Here is an 18,153-nt window from a genome sequence, read left to right on the forward strand (position 1 = left end):
TCAGTCGTCCTGAGAGATCTCGTTCGGCTGGCAGCAGGCTGTCTGTCTGCCTGTGCAGTCACCTGACTGGCAGGTGCTGACCTTTATCCCCTCGCCGTTTTCATCAACGTCTATAACGAGAGATCCTGAGCCGTCTGCCATGAGCCTGTCGATCATATCGACCAGTTCATCTACCTTGCCGTCGTCTTCCTTTTTACTCATCATTCCCATAAGTGCCGAGCTCCTTCGAGATAGAGTCTATATCTATATCGCCTACGAACACCTGATCCTTACCGAGCGCATCGGGGATAACGGTGAAGGTGTTGGATATACCGTCCTGTGCGTGTCTGAAAGGCAGCTTTGCTACTGACGAGAGCGATGCTGCTGCACCGTGTGTATCACGGCCATGCATCGGGTTTGCACCGGGAGCGAGCGGGATGCCCATCTTTCTGCCGTCAGGAGTATTACCTGTCTTCTTGCCGTATACGACATTTGATGTGATAGTAAGTATGCTCATTGTAGGAACGCCGCCACGGTAGGTGTGGTGCTTTCTTATCTTATCCATAAATGTCTTGACAAGGTCAACTGCGAGCTTATCTACTCTGTCGTCGTTATTGCCGTATTTCGGGAAATCGCCCTCGACCTTATAGTCAACGACAACATTCTTTGCAATGTCGATAACTTCGCCGTCCTTATCCTTTATCTCGATATCCTTACGGATAACTCTTACCTTTGCATACTTGATAGCCGAGAGGGAATCTGCAACGACCGAAAGGCCTGCGATACCTGTTGCGAAGTATCTCTTGACATCTCTGTCGTGGAGAGCCATCTGGAGTCTCTCGTAGCTATACTTATCGTGCATATAATGGATAACGTTGAGGGTATTTACATAAAGCCCTGCGAGCCATTCCATCATATCGTCATATTTTTCCATTACGTCGTCAAAGTCGAGGTAATCACCCTCAACAGGACGGTACTTAGGGCCGACCTGTATGCCGAGGCGCTCATCGACACCGCCGTTTATCGCATAGAGCAGGCACTTTGCAAGGTTTGCTCTTGCGCCGAAGAACTGCATCTCCTTACCAACGACCATTGAAGATACGCAGCAGGCGATAGCATAGTCATCACCGTGTGTAACTCTCATCATATCGTCGTTCTCATACTGAATAGCAGAGGACTTGATAGACATCTTAGCGCAGAAGCGCTTGAAGTTGACAGGGAGCCTTGTTGACCAGAGGATAGTCATATTCGGCTCGGGCGCAGGGCCTAAGTTATTGAGTGTATTGATATATCTGAATGATGTTTTTGTGACCATAGGCACACCGTCTACAGAAACGCCGCCGATAGATTCGGTTATCCATGTCGGGTCGCCTGAGAAAAGCGAGTTATACTCAGGAGTTCTTGCAAACTTAACGATACGCAGCTTCATGATGAAGTGGTCGATATACTCCTGAGCCTGCTGCTCAGTGATAAGACCTCTGTCAAGGTCACGCTTGATATAGATATCTACGAATGTAGATGTACGTCCGAGAGACATTGCTGCACCGTTCTGCTCCTTGACAGCTGCAAGGTAGCCGAAGTAGAGCCACTGGATAGCTTCCTTGGCGTTCTTTGCAGGGCGTGAGATATCGCAGTTATATATCTGGCCGAGGGTCTTGAGTTCATAGAGAGCCCTCACCTGCTCTGCCAGCTCCTCACGAAGCTGGATATTCTTTGAGGTCATTCTCACAAGGGAGGTATCTATCTGATGCTTTTTATCTTCAATGAGCTTATCAACACCGTAAAGAGCGATACGTCTGTAGTCGCCTATGATCCTGCCTCTGCCGTAGGCATCGGGAAGACCTGTGATGATAGCGGCGTGTCTTGCCTTTCTCATCTCGGGGGTATAAGCATCGAAAACGCCCTGATTATGTGTCTTTCTGTATCTTGTAAAGAGATCGACCACGCTGTCGTCAACCTTATAGCCATACTGCTCGCAGGCAGCCTGAGCCATTCTGATACCGCCGAAAGGCTGGAGCGAACGCTTGAAAGGCTTGTCCGTCTGTATACCAACTATCTGTTCGAGCTCCCGGTCGAGGTAGCCGGCATTGTGCGAGGTAATGGTAGAGATTATCTTTGTATCCATATCGAGAACGCCGCCTGCTGCTCTCTCCTGCTCGGAAAGGTCACAGACCTTTGCCCAGAGCTTCTTAGTAGCTTCGGTAGGCCCTGTAAGAAAGCTGTCATCACCGTCATAGGGGGTGAAATTCTTCTGGATAAAATCACGCACATTAACCGAGCCGCACCATTTGCCCTGCTCGAAGCCTTCCCACTCGGGTTCAAAAAAATTCTTCATAGCTATCTCTCCTTACCGTCAGTTTGTCAATTATCACAAAAACAGCGACCCATCACGCTGTATTTCTGTATATAGAGACAACTCTATACATCACATACTATATATTGTGGTTTAGCATCCTTAAACATTATAATACACATAACTTAGAATGTCAACACCGCTGCTTAAACTTTTACAATTGAGTAAATTTTTAAAGCATTTTTGATAAGATTTTAACATAGGCAAGATAAAAAAGGCGCACAAAACTGTACGCCCCTAAAATCTTTCAGACTGTTTCGACCTTGATAAGGTTAGTATTGCCGCTGACACCGAGAGGAACACCGGCAGTGATAACTGTCAGGTCACCGTGGCTGAGCCAGCCGTGCTGCAGAGCACACTCGATAGCCGCTGTCATAAGGTCATCGGTGCTTGTCTGCTCTGCGATGAGCCCTGGGATAACTCCCCACGACATACTGAGCTGTCTGAGCGTGGTCGGGTCGGTCGTTAGGCCGATTATCGGGCAGTCCGCCCTGTATTTTGAGAGCATCCTTGCCGTGCCGCCGCCCTTGGTGACTGTGATTATAGCCTTTGCGTTAAGGTCATTTGCTGTAGTAACTGTTGCATGGGAAATAGCCTCAGTGACTGACTCGCTCTTTGTATCCTCACGCATCTTGAAGCGCTTGGCGTAGTTGATATTCTTTTCTGTCGTCTCAGCGATAAGAGCCATTGTCCTGACCGCCTCGACAGGGAATTTACCGGCAGCTGTCTCGCCTGAGAGCATGATAGCTGATGTGCCGTCATAAATAGCATTTGCAACGTCGGTTATCTCAGCACGGGTCGGGCGGGGGTTATTTATCATGGATTCGAGCATCTGTGTAGCTGTTATGACTACCTTACCGGCGTTATATGCCTTATGTATGATATCCTTCTGGATAGCAGGTATCTGCTCAAAGGGTATCTCAACGCCCATATCACCTCTTGCGACCATGACACCGTCAGAGGCTGCAAGTATCTCGTCGATATTCTCAACGCCGTCCATATTCTCTATCTTAGCGATTATCCTGACGTCATACCAGCCGAGCGACTGGGTGAACTTACGAAGATAAACGACATCTGCACCTGTTCTTACAAAAGATGCTGCGATAAAATCATATCTCATCTTTGCGCCGAATTCAAGGTCATGCATATCATCATCTGATATATAAGGCATAGAGAGCTTGACTCCGGGCACGTTTATGCCCTTATGGTCAGAGAGTGTGCCGCCGTGGATGACTTCACAAGTGATATCCTGTCCCCTGACGCTTTTTACCTTAAGCTCGATGACACCGTCGTTTATAAGTATAGCATCGCCCGTCTTAACGTCCTTAGGAAGATGCTCGAAGGTCACGGAAGCCTGCTTTTCATCGCCTTCGATATCACGGGTAGTAAGAACGAACTCATCACCGTCTGCTATCTCAACCGGCTTATTGTCCTTGAAGTTCTTAAGTCTTATCTCAGGACCCTTGGTATCAAGAAGTGTAGCTACAGGTATATCAAGTTCCTTTCTCAGCCTGTCCACCATTTCAAAGCGCCTTTTATGCTCATCATAGCTTGAATGGGAGAAATTGAATCTCGCAACATTCATTCCGCCGAGCATAAGCTCACGGAGTATCTGCTCATCGTCGGTAGAAGGACCTATCGTACACACTATCTTTGTCTTTCTCATTATTATTTCCCTCACTTTTGTTATTATACTCATATTATACACCCATTTATTCCTGATGTCAACAAACAAGGCCATTGACTTTCCGACACATTATATGGTACAATATAGGCGGTAATATATGGTGGGAGGGCACTAATATGATTGATACAGAGCTTAGAAAGAGCCTTGCGGCAGCTGCGGCGATGTTTGAAAGCAGCCGGCGTGGTATAATGATAACCGACGAAAACTACAGGCTGAAATGGACAAATGACATTGATCTTGCCAAAGGGAAATTCATGCGTGATGCATCAGGCTGCGCAGTCAGGCGGCTGAATGAGACTATCCCCCTGATGAAGACCGAGATAACGCTTGGCGGCGAGCCGTTTTATCTGTTCAGCAGATATGACGAGAATGATCTGCTTTCATACATGAGAAGTGACAAATACAATCAGCTTTACGAAAGCTTCAGTGCGAAGCTGTATGTTAAGGCGGCACATTATCTTGAATTGTCTAAGATAATAACTGACCCGGTAGAAGAAAAGCAGCTGAGTGACGGCATAAAGAAGCAAAACATATCTCTTCTGAGCGGATACATAAACGCCTGCGAGCTGAGAAGGCTTATTGATCTTTCAGATGATCTTGACCTGCACAGTGTGAGGTACTACCTAAGGCCTTTTCTTGATAACACTGCGCACATAGCAAAGAAAAACAGGTATGAGTTTACTTACGAGCTTGAAAAGGAGCTGTTTTTGCGCAGCGATATGAAAGTTCTGCTATGCGTTATCGCCAATCTGATAGCAAATGCATATCTGCACAACAAAAGCGAGAACAAGAAAGCTCACATCAGGATATACAAGGAAAACGGGCGCTTTTGCATTCACATGACAGACAATGGCGGCGGTATAGACATGAAGATCGCAGAACAGACCAAAAAGCCCTTCCTCATTAAGAATGACGGCGGCGAAGGGCTCGGACTGTACATGGCAAGGCTATACACTGCACGCTGCGGCGGAGAGATATCTTTAAGCAATGAAAACGGCGGGCTCAGCATACACATTGCTTTATCACCGGAGCTGACACAGGAGCCAATTGATCTGCGCTCACCGCCGTATATTCACTACACGACACTGCTCGATACGGAATACCTCATTCTTGCAAAGGGGCTTGACACCTTTGAGAGCAACTGCTTTTAGCGGCGTGCGCCTATTATATGGATACACCTCGCTTTCTCATAGGAATAGCTGTAAAGCGGTCTGCCATAGGTATCATTGGTATGGGCAGCGACGTATATCATACCGCCCTGAGTGCTTATTACATACAGTGAGTGATAAAAGCCGGCTTCATTACCAAGCTGGATAACGTCTCCCGGGCGTGCATTATAAAGTGGTGTCAGCTCACCGAAGGGGCCTCTGCCTTTATTGCTGACAATAAAGCGGTAGAAATACTCGACACCAGTCCAGGCGGCCGAGCGGTCGCCGAGTGAAACATAGTACCAGCCGAGGTCGGGGGTATAGTTCATGACAGCACCCTCGGCATAGATACACTGGGAAACGAAGTTTGTACAGTCGCCGCCGAGGTGGTCAAAATCATAGAACACGGGGTTTCTTGAATACGCCCACCTGCGGGCATATTCTACCCCGTTTTTTATATTTAGCGGGTATTCGTAATACATACTATATTATATTACCAAAGGCTCTTGGGTGACACCTGGGAGCTATCACAGCCATTTCATAAAGTTTCACCGCAATTTCACATTTGATTTAGTTTGTTTTAAGTTTAGGCGGTTATAATGAATACAACAGCTAAGGAAAGGGCGGGATAAACAATGAAAAATAACAGATACTTATCTTTAACAGCAGCGGCCATAGCAGTAACAATGATACTTGCAGGCTGTTCGGATACAACTTTAGGCAGCAAGACAGTCTCCTCAGACGGCAGCTCATCGTCATCTGTAACATACACATTCGGCAGCAGTGAAAGCACAACTGACTCGGAGCAGACGATAACTGAGAGCGTAAAGCTCAGTGAGGGCAGCGATAATGTAGCATCAAGTGATGACTCTGTACTCGACACTGGCGATATGTTCACCGACCGTGATCTTGAACAGGCAGCTGATACGGAAGATGCAGTAAGCATAACCGCAGAAGACAGCAAAACAGCTGAGATAACAGAAGCCGGCGTATATGTGATAAGCGGCAAGGCAAGCAACTTCACTGTAAAGGTAGAAGCAGGCGATGAGGACAAGGTACAGATAGTACTTGACGGAGCAGATATAACAAACGACAGCACACCTGTGATATATGTTATTAGTGCAGACAAAGTATTTATAACAACTGCAAGTGACAGCAGCTTAAGCGTGACTGGCAGCTTCACAGCAGACGGCGACACAAACACTGATGCAGTCATCTACTCAAAGGACGACATAGTATTAAACGGCACAGCTTCACTGACGATAAGCTCGACCGGCAACGGCATCACAGGCAAGGACGACATCAAGGTTACAGGCGGAACATACAGCATAACATCTGCACTTGATGCAATAGAAGCAAACGATTCTATAAGGATAGCTGACGGCTGCTTTGTTATAAACAGCCAGAAGGACGGGCTGCACTCTGAAAACAGCGACGACAGCACACAGGGTTACATATACATTTCCGGCGGCTGCTTTGACATCACAGCAGCAAGCGATGGCATACAGGGAACGGCAGTCGTACAGATAGACGGCGGAGAATTCAGGATAAGCTCATCTGAAGGCATAGAGAGCACCTGTGTACAGATAAACGGCGGCAGCATAGACATTTCGGCAACTGACGACGGCATAAACACAGCACAGAAAACAAATGCATACACAGTATGCTTTGAGATGACAGGCGGCGAGCTTTCGATATCAATGAACGGCAATGACGTTGACTGCATCGACTCAAACGGAAACGTAACCGTATCCGGCGGAACTATAAACGTTTCCTACCCTGTTTCGGGACCTTCCGAATCATTTGACTATGACGGCACGACAACATTCACAGGCGGCACAATAATCATAAACGGCGAGCAGGTAAGCGAGATACCCACACCCACTATGATGGGCGGCGGCAGAGGCGGCAACATGGGAGACATGGGCGGCTTCGGCGGCAGAGGCGGCAGAATGATGTGATAAAACACGCTTTTTCATAATCTTTTCCTTCAATAAATTTCCTTCCTAAGAGAAAAACGGCACTCGTGATGAGTACCGTTTTTTTCGTTATATTAATTATTTTAAGAAGCCGTTTATTATCTGTTCCTCTGCCTCCTGCTCGGTAAGGCCTAAAGTCATCAGCTTTATCAGCTGGTCGCCTGCTATCTTGCCGATAGCTGCCTCATGAACAAGCATTGCGTCAACGCTGTTTGCTTCAAGCGAAGGAACTGCAAGGATACGGCCGTTATCCATAATGATAGAGTCACACTCGGTATGGCCGGAGCACTCGTCGTTGCCGAGGATACACATATCGAGCTTCTGGTAGGAATTATCTCTTGCGACTGAACGTGATACGATATCAGCAGACGAGCCCTTGCCGTTAAGGTGAACATTATAGATACTGTAGGCCTTCTGCTCGCCATGGGTCATAAGGCGCTCATGCACCACGAGCTTGGCACCTGCCTTAAGCTCTGCCTTTGTGGTGCGCTCAGTCGAATCAACGCCCTTTATCTGCACCATTTCCATTTCCATAGACGAGCCTTCGTCCATATAGACTTCGGTGACAGGGTTAAGGATACGCTTACCCTTGCCGTCGCCCGAGCCGTAGTGCTTTTCGACATACTTTATCTTAGCATTCTTGCCGACAAAGAAGCGGTGGATTCCGTCATGCTCGCTGTCCTGTGTGCCGCAGTTATCAATACCGCAGCCGGCAACTATGAGAACATCGCTGTTATCGCCGATATAGAAGTCGTTATACACTGTTTCCTTGATACCGCTCTGGCTGAGGACAACAGGGATATGAACGCTCTCATTCTTTGTGCCTTCCTTGATTATGATATCAATACCGGGCTTGTCCTCTTTAGTTTTTATATCTATATTCGCTGTTGTATTTCTGCCGGCGAGGGTGCTGTTAGCCCTGAAATTATATGCCCCCTCGGGGATATCATGCAGGTCTGCGACCTCGCTTATAAGGCGCTTTTGTATCTCATCGAGCTGTGTCATTTTCTTACCTCCTTATCAAGCATCTCGCACGAGGTAACTACCGAATCGGTACCTGTTATCGAGGGAAGTATCTCGTCCTTAGGGCCACGCTTCAAGATAGCGCCGTCTGCAAGGACGATTATCTCATCGGCGATATTGAGTATCCTCTCCTGGTGGGATATTACTATGATAGAACGGCCGCTGACCGTTTTACGCATATTCTCAAATATTCTGATAAGGTTCTGGAAGCTCCACAGGTCTATGCCTGCCTCGGGCTCGTCGAATACTGCTATCTTCGGGTCACGGGCAAGGACTGTTGCAATCTCTATCCTCTTAAGCTCGCCGCCCGAGAGAGATGCATTGACCTCACGGTTTATATAATCCTTAGCGCAAAGTCCCACCTCAGAGAGGAAAGAGCACGCTTCGCTGACCTTGATAGGCTTTCCGTAGGCGATCTTTAAAAGGTCGAGCACTGTAAGGCCTTTGAACCTTACAGGCTGCTGGAACGCAAAGCCTATGCCTGCCTTTGCACGGTCAGTAACAGAGAGGTCTGTTATATCCTCACCGTCAAGAAAGATCTTACCGGAAAGAGGCTTCTGTATACCAGCGATTATCTTTGCAAGTGTAGACTTACCGCCGCCGTTCGGGCCTGTTATGACCGTGAATTTATTATCATCAATAGTCAGGGAGATATCCTTGATTATCTGCTTCTCCGTGCCGTCATTATCGGCGGTGAAGGAGATCTGTTTCAGTTCAAGCATCAAAACTCAACTCCTAAAAGTGTACTATATTAGTATTATATCACAGACATTGACCTTAGTCAATTGACAAACAGTTAACAAACTATTGCCTGCAAAGCGAAAGCCGCACGGGGGCGGCTTTACATCAGCCCTGCTTTTGAACAAGGCTGTACATATTGGTATCATCGGGGTCAACAGGCACGCCCTTGGCAAAGAAAAGCTCAGAGCAGGTGACGAATTCATACCCCTGGTCAAGCAGCTCGGGAATTATCCTTTCAAGAGCCTGCACTGTCTGGAAATTGCCTGCCGAATCGTGAAGCAGGATAACAGCGCCGTCGCAGGCCTGCTCTATCGTCTTTTCATAGCGATAGTCGGCGTTGACCTTTGCATCATAGTCATCACAGCCATAGCCGCAGATAAATGTAAGGTCGATGCTGTCATACATAGTCTTGTTGACTGCGATATACGGTGGGCGGAAGAATTTGGGTGTGATACCTATTACTTCCTTTATCTTATCATTTGTGAACTCTATCTCCGCTTTGATATCCTCCTCGGACATCTTATTCATATACGAGTGGGTCTTTGAATGGTTAGCTATCTCACAGCCCATCTGATAGGCACGCTTTATGTTTTCGCTGCTCTGCTCGGTGATATTATCCCCTATCAGGAAAAATGTCGCTCTGACACCGTATTTTTCAAGCACATCGAGCACCTCACCGGTAGTGGAAGTGTTCGGACCGTCATCAAAGGTCAGAGCTATCACCTTTCCGTAGTCCTCAGCCTTTTCGTGACCAATGGGCACGCTTGTTACGACCTCCTGCGCCTGTGTATCGGGGGCGGATGTTACAGGGCTTTGCTGCTCACTGTCAACCGTACAGCTTGTATGTTCACCGCAAGATGTCATAGCTATTATTCCTCCAAGCATCAAAATAAGTAAAGCTCTTCTTATCATTTTACCAGCCCATAGTATCTTTTATGATAGGTGCTATCTCAGCACAGGCGTTGTCGTGTGATTTTCTTATGGGGTGGTAGTCGGCAACCAAGCCGTCCTTCTCGGCATCATGCTCCTTGAAGCAGTGAGCAAGCACTCTTTCATCGCCTGTTTCAGCCTTATACTCATTGACTGCCATTTCAAGTGCTTTATATATACGTGTACCCATTATGCCCACACCGCAGAAGATGAAGGCATCGGGGTTCTTTTCTCTTACGACTTTAAGGAATATCTTATAGTTATCTGCATAGTCACGCTGTCTGTCCTCATGGTCAAGGCAATAGCTGTCGTCGTTTGTGCCGAGATTTATAACTATCGCCTGAGGGACAAACTGCTTGAAATCCCAGGGGATATCCTCGGGGGCGAGCTTATCGGCAAAGCTCTTATAGGAGAAACCGAGCGTGGGATAATAAGGCGGAACTAACTGGTCGGTTATCTTTTCCTCTGCTGTTCCGGTATAGCCGGAGATTATACCGTAGCCGCTAATCGAAACAAGGCTGTAGTCAGCGTCAAGAGCCCTTGCTGCCTTATATGCGTAAGCCGCTGTGCAGTCCTCAGTCGAGGTCTTGAAATGGTGCAGAGGGTCTTCATCATCTACGCCATAGCCGCAGGTGATAGAATCGCCGATAAACTCTATCTTCCTCTCCCTGACAGGGGCAGGAGTAATTGATGCATCGTCATCAGTTTCAAGGCTGTCTATACCCATTGTTGACATAGCGCACTCGGAGAGCTTGATTATCTGAACTCTTGCCTTGACAGGCTGCTCGCTGTTGATAACTGTGAGCTTTGTTACACGCTCGTTAAGTGTACCCTCACATACTCTTTCACCGTTAACATAGACACCGTATCTTGCAACGTTCTCCTTTGCCTCCTCATCGGCGGACTTATCGGCAAGCAGGGTGACATAAAGGGTCTTACCCTCAAAGTCAAACTCAGCACCTGTACCGGAAAAAGCCGACCAGAGAGCATCTTCAAAATAATAAGTTCTGCCTACGGGCTTGATATTATTATTTGTAAGAGTTAATTTTTTCATATTTATCACCTTCGCAGTTATTATTGTCACTACATTAAAACATATTATATCACACATTTACAGTATTGTAAATAGCAAGGATAAAATATTTATACTATTTCAACAAATAATATTGAAAGAAACGAGAATATGTGATATAATATAAAAGCAAAGATATTTCGGGGAGAGTGAATGAAAATGAGAGAAGAAAGGCTTTTCTGTGACGGGTGGCAGTTTGCCAAATGCACGCTTGGAACAGAATACGGCAGCGCTGAGGGCTTTAAGGCTGTTGACCTGCCGCACGACTGGCTGATATATAACACCAACGACCTGTACGAGACATCTACAGGCTGGTATAAAAGAACGCTTACTGTCCCTGAGGACGGCAGGCGGACATCGCTGCGCTTTGACGGCGTGTATATGGACAGCAAGGTATATGTAAACGGCGTACAGGCTTTTGAATGGAAATACGGCTACACGCCTTTTGAAGCTGACCTGACCGACTACCTGAAAGCTGGAGAAAACGAGATAGCTGTAAGGGTAGACTATCAGTCGCCGAACTCACGCTGGTATTCGGGTGCAGGCATATACAGAAAAGTAACTCTCAAAAGATACGAACAGACACACTTCCTCACAGACGGAGTATATGTGAGCGCCGGCACAGACGGCAGGGTGACAGTCATTTCACAGACAGAGCGTCCTGAGGCTGAAACGGCAGAGCAGCTGAGCGTAAAGACGACAATATATTCACAATCCGGCGGCGAACGTGAGGAGGCAGCGGCTGTCACAAACAGCTGCAATGCATTTGACAAGAAAGCTCTCCCGGCTGAGATAGTAAGAGACGGTTTCAAATACACACAGAACACACAAGTCCTTAGCATAAGCGAGCCTAAGCTCTGGAGCGTTGCTGACCCGCAGCTCTACATATTAAAGGCCGAGCTTTACAAGGGCGAGGAGCTTATCGACACATATGAGTGCGAATTCGGCTTCAGAAGTGCTGAATTTACAACTGACAAGGGCTTTCTGCTAAACGGCAGGAGGCTGAAGATACACGGTTCCTGCGAGCACCACGACCTCGGCGCTCTCGGTGCTGCATTCAACAAACACGCCATGAAAAGAAAGCTTTTAAAGCTGCGTGACATGGGCATCAACGCCATCAGAACGAGCCACAACCCTCCTGCTGAGGAAATGCTTGAGCTTTGCGACAGAATGGGATTTCTTGTGCTTGACGAGGGCTTTGATATGTGGGAGCGAAGCAAGACAGAGTTTGACTATGCGAGGTTCTTCCCTGAATGGATAGACAAGGACATATGCTCATGGGTAAGGCGTGACAGGAACCACCCCTGCGTTATTGGCTGGAGCATAGGCAACGAGATATACGACACACACGCAAGCGAGCGTGGGCAGGAGATAACCTCGATGCTCGCAGCACTTGTAAGAAAGCATGACCCACTCTCAAACGGCGTGGTGACTATCGGCTCGAACTTCATGCAATGGGAAGGCGCTCAGAAGTGCGCTGACATATTAAAGACTGCCGGCTACAACTATGCCGAAAGGCTTTATGACAAGCAGCACGCAGAGCACCCTGACTGGGCGATATACGGTTCTGAGACATCGTCTGTAGTACAGAGCAGAGGGATATATCACTTCCCTCTTGAAGAAGCTATACTCTGTGACGACGACGAGCAGTGCTCGGCTCTTGGCAATTCAGCGCCTGCATGGGCTGCAAAGAACACGCTTGCCTGCATAATACCTGACAGGGACGCTGATTACTGCGCAGGACAGTTTATATGGACAGGCTTTGACTACATTGGCGAGCCGACACCCTATTCAACAAAGAACAGCTACTTCGGGCAGATAGACACGGCAGGCTTTGAGAAGGACAGCTTCTACATATTCAAGGCCGAGTGGACTGACTACAAGAAAAAGCCGTTTATACACATATACCCCTACTGGGATTTCAACGAGGGGCAGGACATTGACATATGCGTAGTATCAAATGCGCCGTTCATAAGGCTATTCCTTAACGGTGTGCTTATCGGCGAAAAGGCGCTCGACCACTATCACGGAAAGAGCCTGATACTCAACGTCAAGCACAAATACGAAAAGGGTACGCTCACGGCTGCTGCATATGACGAAAACGGAAGTGAGATAGCAAGAGACGAGAAATGCAGCTTCGGCGACTCGTATTCGCTTTCACTTGCAGCTGACAAGATGACAGCAAAGGCTGACGGCGAGGAGCTGTTCTTCATACAGATCACTGCTAATGACAAGAACGGCATACCTGTAAACAATGCAGTTGACCGTGTGAATATCCAGGTCAGCGGCGAGGGCAGGCTCGTAGGTCTTGACAACGGTGATTCGACCGATTACGAGCAATACAAGACATCATCAAGGAGATTATTCTCAGGCAAGCTGCTTGCCATAATCGCAGCAACAAAGAATGCAGGCTGGATAAAGATAAAGGCTTCATCACCCGGACTGGAGGGTGCAGAGCTTGAGCTCATGACGATATCCTGCACACCTGACGAGGGGATATCCGCAAACAGCAGTATAAGCACTTACACACCGGACTTTGAAAAGTTTGGTGCTGAGACACCTGTAAGAAAGATAGAGCTGACCGGCGATAGAAAGACATTTGACAAGGAGCATGACACACTCAGCTTTAAGACAGAATGCAAGCCTGGCAATGCCACATACAAGGACGACATAACCTATCGCCTGACGACCGTTTCGGAAATAGACACGAACATCGCAGAAATAACAGAGCAGTCGGCAAACGGTGTGACTATCAGGTGCAAGGGCGACGGCGAGATATATCTCAGAGCACTTTGCAAAAACGGAAAGAAGAAGCCCTCGCTGATAAGCGTGCTTAAGCTCACGGCAGACGGGCTTGGCCAGGCATCGTTCGATGCATACAAAGACATCGTGGGCGGTCTTTTCACAAGAGGTGAAAGCGTTACAACAGGCATCGAGAGGGGCGTAAGCCTCAACGGGAAAGATGCTTATGCGGCATTTGACAATGTAGACTTCGGCAAGCACGGAAGTGACAGGATGATCCTTCCGATATACATGAACAGGCAGACGCCTGTAAGCTTTGAGATATTTGACGGTACACCCGAAAGCGGCGAGCTGATAGGCTCATACGAATACTGCAAGCCTTCACAATGGCTGACATACAACGAGCCGGAGGTATTTGCACTTTCAAAGAAGCTGACCGGTATGCACACGATAAGCATACGTTCGTCAGACGGTTTTGAGATAAGAAGCATCAGCTTTAAAAAGCCTGATGTTGAATTCTCAGAGATAAACGCTTGTCTTTATGAAAACATATACGGCGACAGCTTTACTGTCGGCGAGGGTGAGATAACACACATCGGAAACAATGTCGTTATCGACTACGGCGAGTTTGACTTCACAGAGAAGCAGCCGGGCAGGCTTATCATCACAGGCCGCTCGGAGCTTGACATAAACTCGATTCACTTCAAGTTCACCAATAACGAGACAGCGCTGACTCTTTGCGAATTCAAGGGCAGCAGCGAATACACCGAGAGGGCATTTGACATAAGCGGCATAAGCGGCAAGGGCAGAGTTTCGTTCACTTTCCTGCCGGGAACCGACTTTGACCTCAGGTCATTCAGATTTGAATAAAGCACAAGGAGCACACACTGACGGTGTGCTCCTTTTCTATTGACAAAACCTGTTTTACGGAGTATAATACTATCAAACTTCATTGGAGGTGCAATGTATGGAACAGGGTCAAAACAGCATGACTGCCGGCGGCAAGCTGAGGATAGTATTATTCTGTGCTCTGATATTCTGGTGTATGTATCTTGCACTCGGATACACCTTTGAATTCTCGGGGGTGCTCAGACATACCAATTTCATTGACACAGGCGAGATCAATGACATTTATGCTGACGGCGGTGACATCACCTGGGCGGTAGTTCTAATGGGGCATACAGCAAATGCAATGATAGCATTTACGATGCTTATACTATTTATAGGTGTCAGCCTTGTGACGCTGTTTTTCAGTGTTATCCCCACACTGCTGATGACAGTAATAGGGCTCAGAAAAGGCTGTATCGTTTCAACGTTTGAATACACACTCACAAAAAGACTGCACACAGCAGGTGTTATCCTCTCGCTGATAGCCGGGGTGATAGTTACAAAGTTCACTGCACTGATACCGCTCATACTTCTGACGCTGTTATGGGCGCTGGTATTGCACATATATATGTCCAAGCTAAAGAAAAAAGCCGAGGAAGGGCTCGGCTGAGAAATATCAAAGCCTGCGGAGATGATACCGCAGGCTTTGTGTATTATTATGCAGTTATAAGAGAAACAAGGTAGAACGGAACATTATTATCAGGCTGATCTGTGACCCTTATCTCGACTGTATGCTTTGAAGGCTTGTCTGCCTCGAAGACCTTTGTAAGGCAGATAAGATCGCCCCAATCCTCCTCGAAATTTGCGTCCAAGGTGACAGCGTTCTTCTCGTCGCCGTCGATTATCGCAAGGGCTACAGGTGCCGGGCGTTTTATTGTTCTGCGCCACTGAACGCATATGACAGCAGCTTCGACCTCGGCCTTGAATGACGCACCGTTCTCGGTCGAGAACCAGCCGTTTTTAAAGATATCGGTGATATCCCTCTGCGGCTTGGAGTCAGCTGTGAAGCCTTTTATCTCGGGGGTGAAGTTTCTGTTATCAAAACGCTTTGCATTATCATACCTTGCCTTGGTAAGCGGCTTTTTGGGGAACTCAGCAGGCTCATCGGCAGGCTCGGAAGCTATCTCATCAAGTGCGTCGTTTACAAGCATTGCGATTATCTCCATACCCTTATCGTTGGGGTGAAGACCATCGGCTGTGAGGTCATCACGCTTAAGCTCGCCGCTTTGCAGCCTCGGCCAGTCATAATCACGCACACTGACAGCAGGCACACCATAGTAAGCCGCCGCCTCATTATGTATCTCCTGAGCATTAAAGCCTGTATCATAGAAAAGGTTATTGATGACCATACAAGCAGGCTCGGTCTTATAGGTAAGTATCTTTCTCAGGCAGCTCTCATATGTCTCCTGAAAGTGCTTATCGTTATTATCATCGTTTACCGAGAACTCAACAAACACGATATCGGGGTCAAATCTGAGCACATCGTCATAAAGTCTTGCTGCGCCGAACTGAGATGTGGTAGCGCCTATACCGCCGTTTACGAGGGTCATTTCTGACTTTGGGAACATCTCCTGAAAATGGGCAAATATACGGTTTACATATCTTTTGCTCTCATCACTTGCATTACAGCCCATAGTTATCGAGCCGCCGAGGAAGCCGACTGTGATATCCTCTCCCCTGCCTGCCTTTTCAAACAGCTTTTTAAAGCGGTAATTATTTCCCTTAACAGCGAATTCTGCCATAGTGTATCAGCTCCTTTTAAAAAATCGGATCATACGTCTCTTTGTAATACTAATTATATCACATTCACAAGCCAAAAGTCAACAAAAAAATCGGTGCATAAGCACCGATCATAATCATTATTCATTATCAGCTCTCAAGAACCTTTTCAGCAGCGAGAGTTGCTGCATTTTTGAGCATTTTCTTTGATGCATTGCTGTTATCGGAAAGAGTAAGTGCAGCAGGCTCTTCATCGCCGAGCTCGACCTGCTCATAGTTGCTGCCAACGAGCTTATAGATCATCTCGCCCTCAACAGCCTTGGCAAAATCGCCGACCTTGACGCTTGAATTATCCTCATCAAAGTCATAAACGGAGAAGAGATAGCAATCAGCATCTCCGACCTTTTCCAGACCCTTATAGCCATACTGTCTGTTCATACCCTTTTCGAGGGGGCATATCTTCTTGACAGTGTTAATTATTGTATTGAATGCGCCGTTAGCTTCTTCAGGAAGCTCGCAGAGCTTTGCCCTATCGTCCTTGACAGCGTCTGTGACTACTGCCTGAGCCTTATTTGATGTTTCGTTATCGGAGACCGATCCTTCTCCCTTGAATGCACATGAACTGATCCCGACCATAACGCCTGCAAGTACAAGTGTCGCAACAAGTCTTTTCATTTCTATACTGCCTTTCATTTTTTTATATCTTTTTTCTTTTTTATATGATCTTTGTTTCACACATATCGGCACCTATCTTAAGAAACCTATTAAATTATATCACATTCATCACATTCTGTAAATACATATAATATTTTTGTAACAAAAAATCGCCGTTTGCTAAAATCATCAGCAAACGGCGAAAAAATATTTGTGCAATCAGTACAACAATTAATTACAAAGCTGTAACTTATGACCAAACAAGAATAACAAACATAATTACGAATAATCTACAACATCTATCCAGCGCATAAGCAGCTCCTTCTCCTCGGGCTTGTTCTTTATAAGCTGTGCAGCAGCAACGATAGGCAGCCACTGCTGTACATACATCTTGGAAGTACCGCTCATAAGGCAATACTTATCAAGGTATTTATCAGCTATCTCCGGGTGGTGGAGGCAGAGCAGCATATATGTCCTTGCGACATCAGCAGATGCGTTGCCCTGTCTTGCGTTAGACCAGTTGATAACATAAGTACCCTCATCATTGAAAATGATATTCTTAGGCTCGAAGCTGCCGTGGCAGAGCTTGATATGCTTAGGCATAGAGTCAAGGCGGGTAAGAAGCTCATATTTTTTTATCTCGTCTATCTGGCCTATGCTCTTTATCTGTCTTGCCATTTTATCCTTGAGCTTTGAAAGAAGCGGCATGAACTGTGCGTGTATCTCCATCTGGATATCTATCATACGGGTGATATAGGTATCCATCTTATCAGGGTTTTCAGCCATGAGCTGAGAAAGGGTCTTACCCTTTATCCAGTCATGCGAGATAGCCCATTTACCGTCAACTACGCCGACCTCATGCAGAACAGGCACCTTGATATCAGTATTTACCATTGTAGTCTCACATCTTGCATGAGTAAGAGCTGCATAAAGGCACTTCTCTTTATACTCGGGCTTTTTATACACCCTTATAGATCTGTCGTCATCTTCATAAACATCATAGATATCGCCCTCAGCGATGAATTTTTTAAGCTCCATAGCAATACTCCTTTATATTTTAGACAGTTGTCAAAATAAACAAGGCATTATTCCTTGTTTTGTTATACAATAGTATACTACAAAGCATACAAAATGTCAAGGCTTTTTCGTTAAAATCACTAATGTTTATACTTTGTTAAGATATAATATGCTTATAGGTAATTATTCGGACGGAGATTTATTCATTTTAGATATACAGG

Annotated in this window: 15 protein-coding genes; 4 read left to right on the forward strand and 11 right to left on the reverse strand. The window is 46.7% G+C overall.

What is annotated here, in order from left to right:
* From CD05_RS0107530 to pyk, 3 genes are all read right to left on the reverse strand, one after another.
* Entirely contained in the window at positions 1–210 is a 210-nt protein-coding gene (locus CD05_RS0107530) for a hypothetical protein (protein ID WP_037322892.1), read from the reverse strand.
* The gene (gene pflB / locus CD05_RS0107535) at positions 194–2,314 is read right to left on the reverse strand and encodes a formate C-acetyltransferase (protein WP_028509991.1); all 2,121 of its coding nucleotides are present in this window, start codon (positions 2,312–2,314) and stop codon (positions 194–196) included. Before pflB ends, CD05_RS0107530 begins: the two co-directional genes overlap by 17 nt.
* A gap of 265 nt (positions 2,315–2,579) precedes the next feature.
* Positions 2,580–3,998 carry a pyruvate kinase gene (pyk, locus tag CD05_RS17825; RefSeq protein ID WP_037323499.1) on the reverse strand — a complete coding sequence of 473 codons (1,419 nt, stop codon included), beginning with the start codon at positions 3,996–3,998 and terminating at the stop codon, positions 2,580–2,582.
* 137 nt (positions 3,999–4,135) lie between these two features.
* Here pyk and CD05_RS0107545 point away from each other — a divergent pair, with 137 nt between their 5' ends.
* Positions 4,136–5,170: an ATP-binding protein gene (locus CD05_RS0107545; RefSeq protein ID WP_028509992.1), complete on the forward strand. Its 1,035-nt coding sequence runs from the start codon at positions 4,136–4,138 to the stop codon at positions 5,168–5,170.
* Here the strand turns inward: CD05_RS0107545 and CD05_RS0107550 are convergent.
* Positions 5,167–5,649 carry an amidase domain-containing protein gene (locus tag CD05_RS0107550; RefSeq protein ID WP_051588876.1) on the reverse strand — a complete coding sequence of 161 codons (483 nt, stop codon included), beginning with the start codon at positions 5,647–5,649 and terminating at the stop codon, positions 5,167–5,169. The genes CD05_RS0107545 and CD05_RS0107550 overlap by 4 nt on opposite strands.
* 153 nt (positions 5,650–5,802) lie before the next feature.
* Here CD05_RS0107550 and CD05_RS0107555 point away from each other — a divergent pair, with 153 nt between their 5' ends.
* Complete coding sequence (locus tag CD05_RS0107555) at positions 5,803–7,128, forward strand: carbohydrate-binding domain-containing protein (protein ID WP_051588877.1); 1,326 nt, start codon at positions 5,803–5,805, stop codon at positions 7,126–7,128.
* A 96-nt stretch (positions 7,129–7,224) separates the two neighbouring features.
* Here CD05_RS0107555 and CD05_RS0107560 read toward each other — a convergent pair whose 3' ends face one another.
* From CD05_RS0107560 to CD05_RS0107575, 4 genes are all read right to left on the reverse strand, one after another.
* The gene (locus CD05_RS0107560) at positions 7,225–8,151 is read right to left on the reverse strand and encodes a SufD family Fe-S cluster assembly protein (RefSeq protein WP_028509995.1); all 927 of its coding nucleotides are present in this window, start codon (positions 8,149–8,151) and stop codon (positions 7,225–7,227) included.
* Positions 8,148–8,891 (reverse strand): ATP-binding cassette domain-containing protein, encoded by a 744-nt coding sequence (locus CD05_RS0107565; protein WP_028509996.1) that lies wholly within the window; start codon positions 8,889–8,891, stop codon positions 8,148–8,150. The genes CD05_RS0107560 and CD05_RS0107565 overlap by 4 nt, the downstream gene beginning before the upstream one ends.
* A 124-nt stretch (positions 8,892–9,015) precedes the next feature.
* Positions 9,016–9,774, reverse strand: coding sequence for a polysaccharide deacetylase family protein (locus tag CD05_RS0107570; protein ID WP_084262135.1), 759 nt, complete (start codon positions 9,772–9,774; stop codon positions 9,016–9,018).
* A gap of 49 nt (positions 9,775–9,823) precedes the next feature.
* Positions 9,824–10,894: an SGNH/GDSL hydrolase family protein gene (locus CD05_RS0107575; RefSeq protein WP_051588878.1), complete on the reverse strand. Its 1,071-nt coding sequence runs from the start codon at positions 10,892–10,894 to the stop codon at positions 9,824–9,826.
* Positions 10,895–11,065: 171 nt separating this feature from the next.
* On the opposite strand from CD05_RS0107575, the gene CD05_RS0107580 reads away from it, so the two are divergent.
* The gene (locus CD05_RS0107580) at positions 11,066–14,524 is read left to right on the forward strand and encodes a glycoside hydrolase family 2 TIM barrel-domain containing protein (protein WP_242841242.1); all 3,459 of its coding nucleotides are present in this window, start codon (positions 11,066–11,068) and stop codon (positions 14,522–14,524) included.
* 97 nt (positions 14,525–14,621) lie between these two features.
* Complete coding sequence (locus CD05_RS0107585) at positions 14,622–15,152, forward strand: hypothetical protein (RefSeq protein WP_028510000.1); 531 nt, start codon at positions 14,622–14,624, stop codon at positions 15,150–15,152.
* Positions 15,153–15,198: 46 nt separating this feature from the next.
* Here the strand turns inward: CD05_RS0107585 and CD05_RS0107590 are convergent, their stop codons facing one another.
* From CD05_RS0107590 to CD05_RS0107600, 3 genes are all read right to left on the reverse strand, one after another.
* Positions 15,199–16,284 (reverse strand): GDSL-type esterase/lipase family protein, encoded by a 1,086-nt coding sequence (locus CD05_RS0107590; RefSeq protein ID WP_028510001.1) that lies wholly within the window; start codon positions 16,282–16,284, stop codon positions 15,199–15,201.
* Positions 16,285–16,411: 127 nt separating this feature from the next.
* A complete protein-coding gene (locus CD05_RS0107595; RefSeq protein ID WP_156947347.1) occupies positions 16,412–16,936 on the reverse strand; it encodes a hypothetical protein in 525 nt (174 codons plus the stop codon).
* A gap of 258 nt (positions 16,937–17,194) precedes the next feature.
* Complete coding sequence (locus tag CD05_RS0107600; protein WP_051588879.1) at positions 17,195–17,953, reverse strand: phosphotransferase; 759 nt, start codon at positions 17,951–17,953, stop codon at positions 17,195–17,197.
* Between the last annotated feature and the right edge of the window lie 200 nt (positions 17,954–18,153).

Source organism: Ruminococcus sp. NK3A76 (assembly GCF_000686125.1).
Lineage (GTDB): Bacteria > Bacillota > Clostridia > Oscillospirales > Ruminococcaceae > NK3A76.

What these genes read in the sequence shown, in the direction of transcription:
- CD05_RS0107530 (WP_037322892.1), bottom strand. Translation starts at nt 210, where the DNA reads ATGGGAATGATGAGTAAAAAGGAAGACGACGGCAAGGTAGATGAACTG.
- pflB (WP_028509991.1), bottom strand. Translation starts at nt 2,314, where the DNA reads ATGAAGAATTTTTTTGAACCCGAGTGGGAAGGCTTCGAGCAGGGCAAA.
- pyk (WP_037323499.1), bottom strand. Translation starts at nt 3,998, where the DNA reads ATGAGAAAGACAAAGATAGTGTGTACGATAGGTCCTTCTACCGACGAT.
- CD05_RS0107545 (WP_028509992.1), top strand. Translation starts at nt 4,136, where the DNA reads ATGATTGATACAGAGCTTAGAAAGAGCCTTGCGGCAGCTGCGGCGATG.
- CD05_RS0107550 (WP_051588876.1), bottom strand. Translation starts at nt 5,649, where the DNA reads ATGTATTACGAATACCCGCTAAATATAAAAAACGGGGTAGAATATGCC.
- CD05_RS0107555 (WP_051588877.1), top strand. Translation starts at nt 5,803, where the DNA reads ATGAAAAATAACAGATACTTATCTTTAACAGCAGCGGCCATAGCAGTA.
- CD05_RS0107560 (WP_028509995.1), bottom strand. Translation starts at nt 8,151, where the DNA reads ATGACACAGCTCGATGAGATACAAAAGCGCCTTATAAGCGAGGTCGCA.
- CD05_RS0107565 (WP_028509996.1), bottom strand. Translation starts at nt 8,891, where the DNA reads ATGCTTGAACTGAAACAGATCTCCTTCACCGCCGATAATGACGGCACG.
- CD05_RS0107570 (WP_084262135.1), bottom strand. Translation starts at nt 9,774, where the DNA reads ATGACATCTTGCGGTGAACATACAAGCTGTACGGTTGACAGTGAGCAG.
- CD05_RS0107575 (WP_051588878.1), bottom strand. Translation starts at nt 10,894, where the DNA reads ATGAAAAAATTAACTCTTACAAATAATAATATCAAGCCCGTAGGCAGA.
- CD05_RS0107580 (WP_242841242.1), top strand. Translation starts at nt 11,066, where the DNA reads ATGAAAATGAGAGAAGAAAGGCTTTTCTGTGACGGGTGGCAGTTTGCC.
- CD05_RS0107585 (WP_028510000.1), top strand. Translation starts at nt 14,622, where the DNA reads ATGGAACAGGGTCAAAACAGCATGACTGCCGGCGGCAAGCTGAGGATA.
- CD05_RS0107590 (WP_028510001.1), bottom strand. Translation starts at nt 16,284, where the DNA reads ATGGCAGAATTCGCTGTTAAGGGAAATAATTACCGCTTTAAAAAGCTG.
- CD05_RS0107595 (WP_156947347.1), bottom strand. Translation starts at nt 16,936, where the DNA reads ATGAAAAGACTTGTTGCGACACTTGTACTTGCAGGCGTTATGGTCGGG.
- CD05_RS0107600 (WP_051588879.1), bottom strand. Translation starts at nt 17,953, where the DNA reads ATGGAGCTTAAAAAATTCATCGCTGAGGGCGATATCTATGATGTTTAT.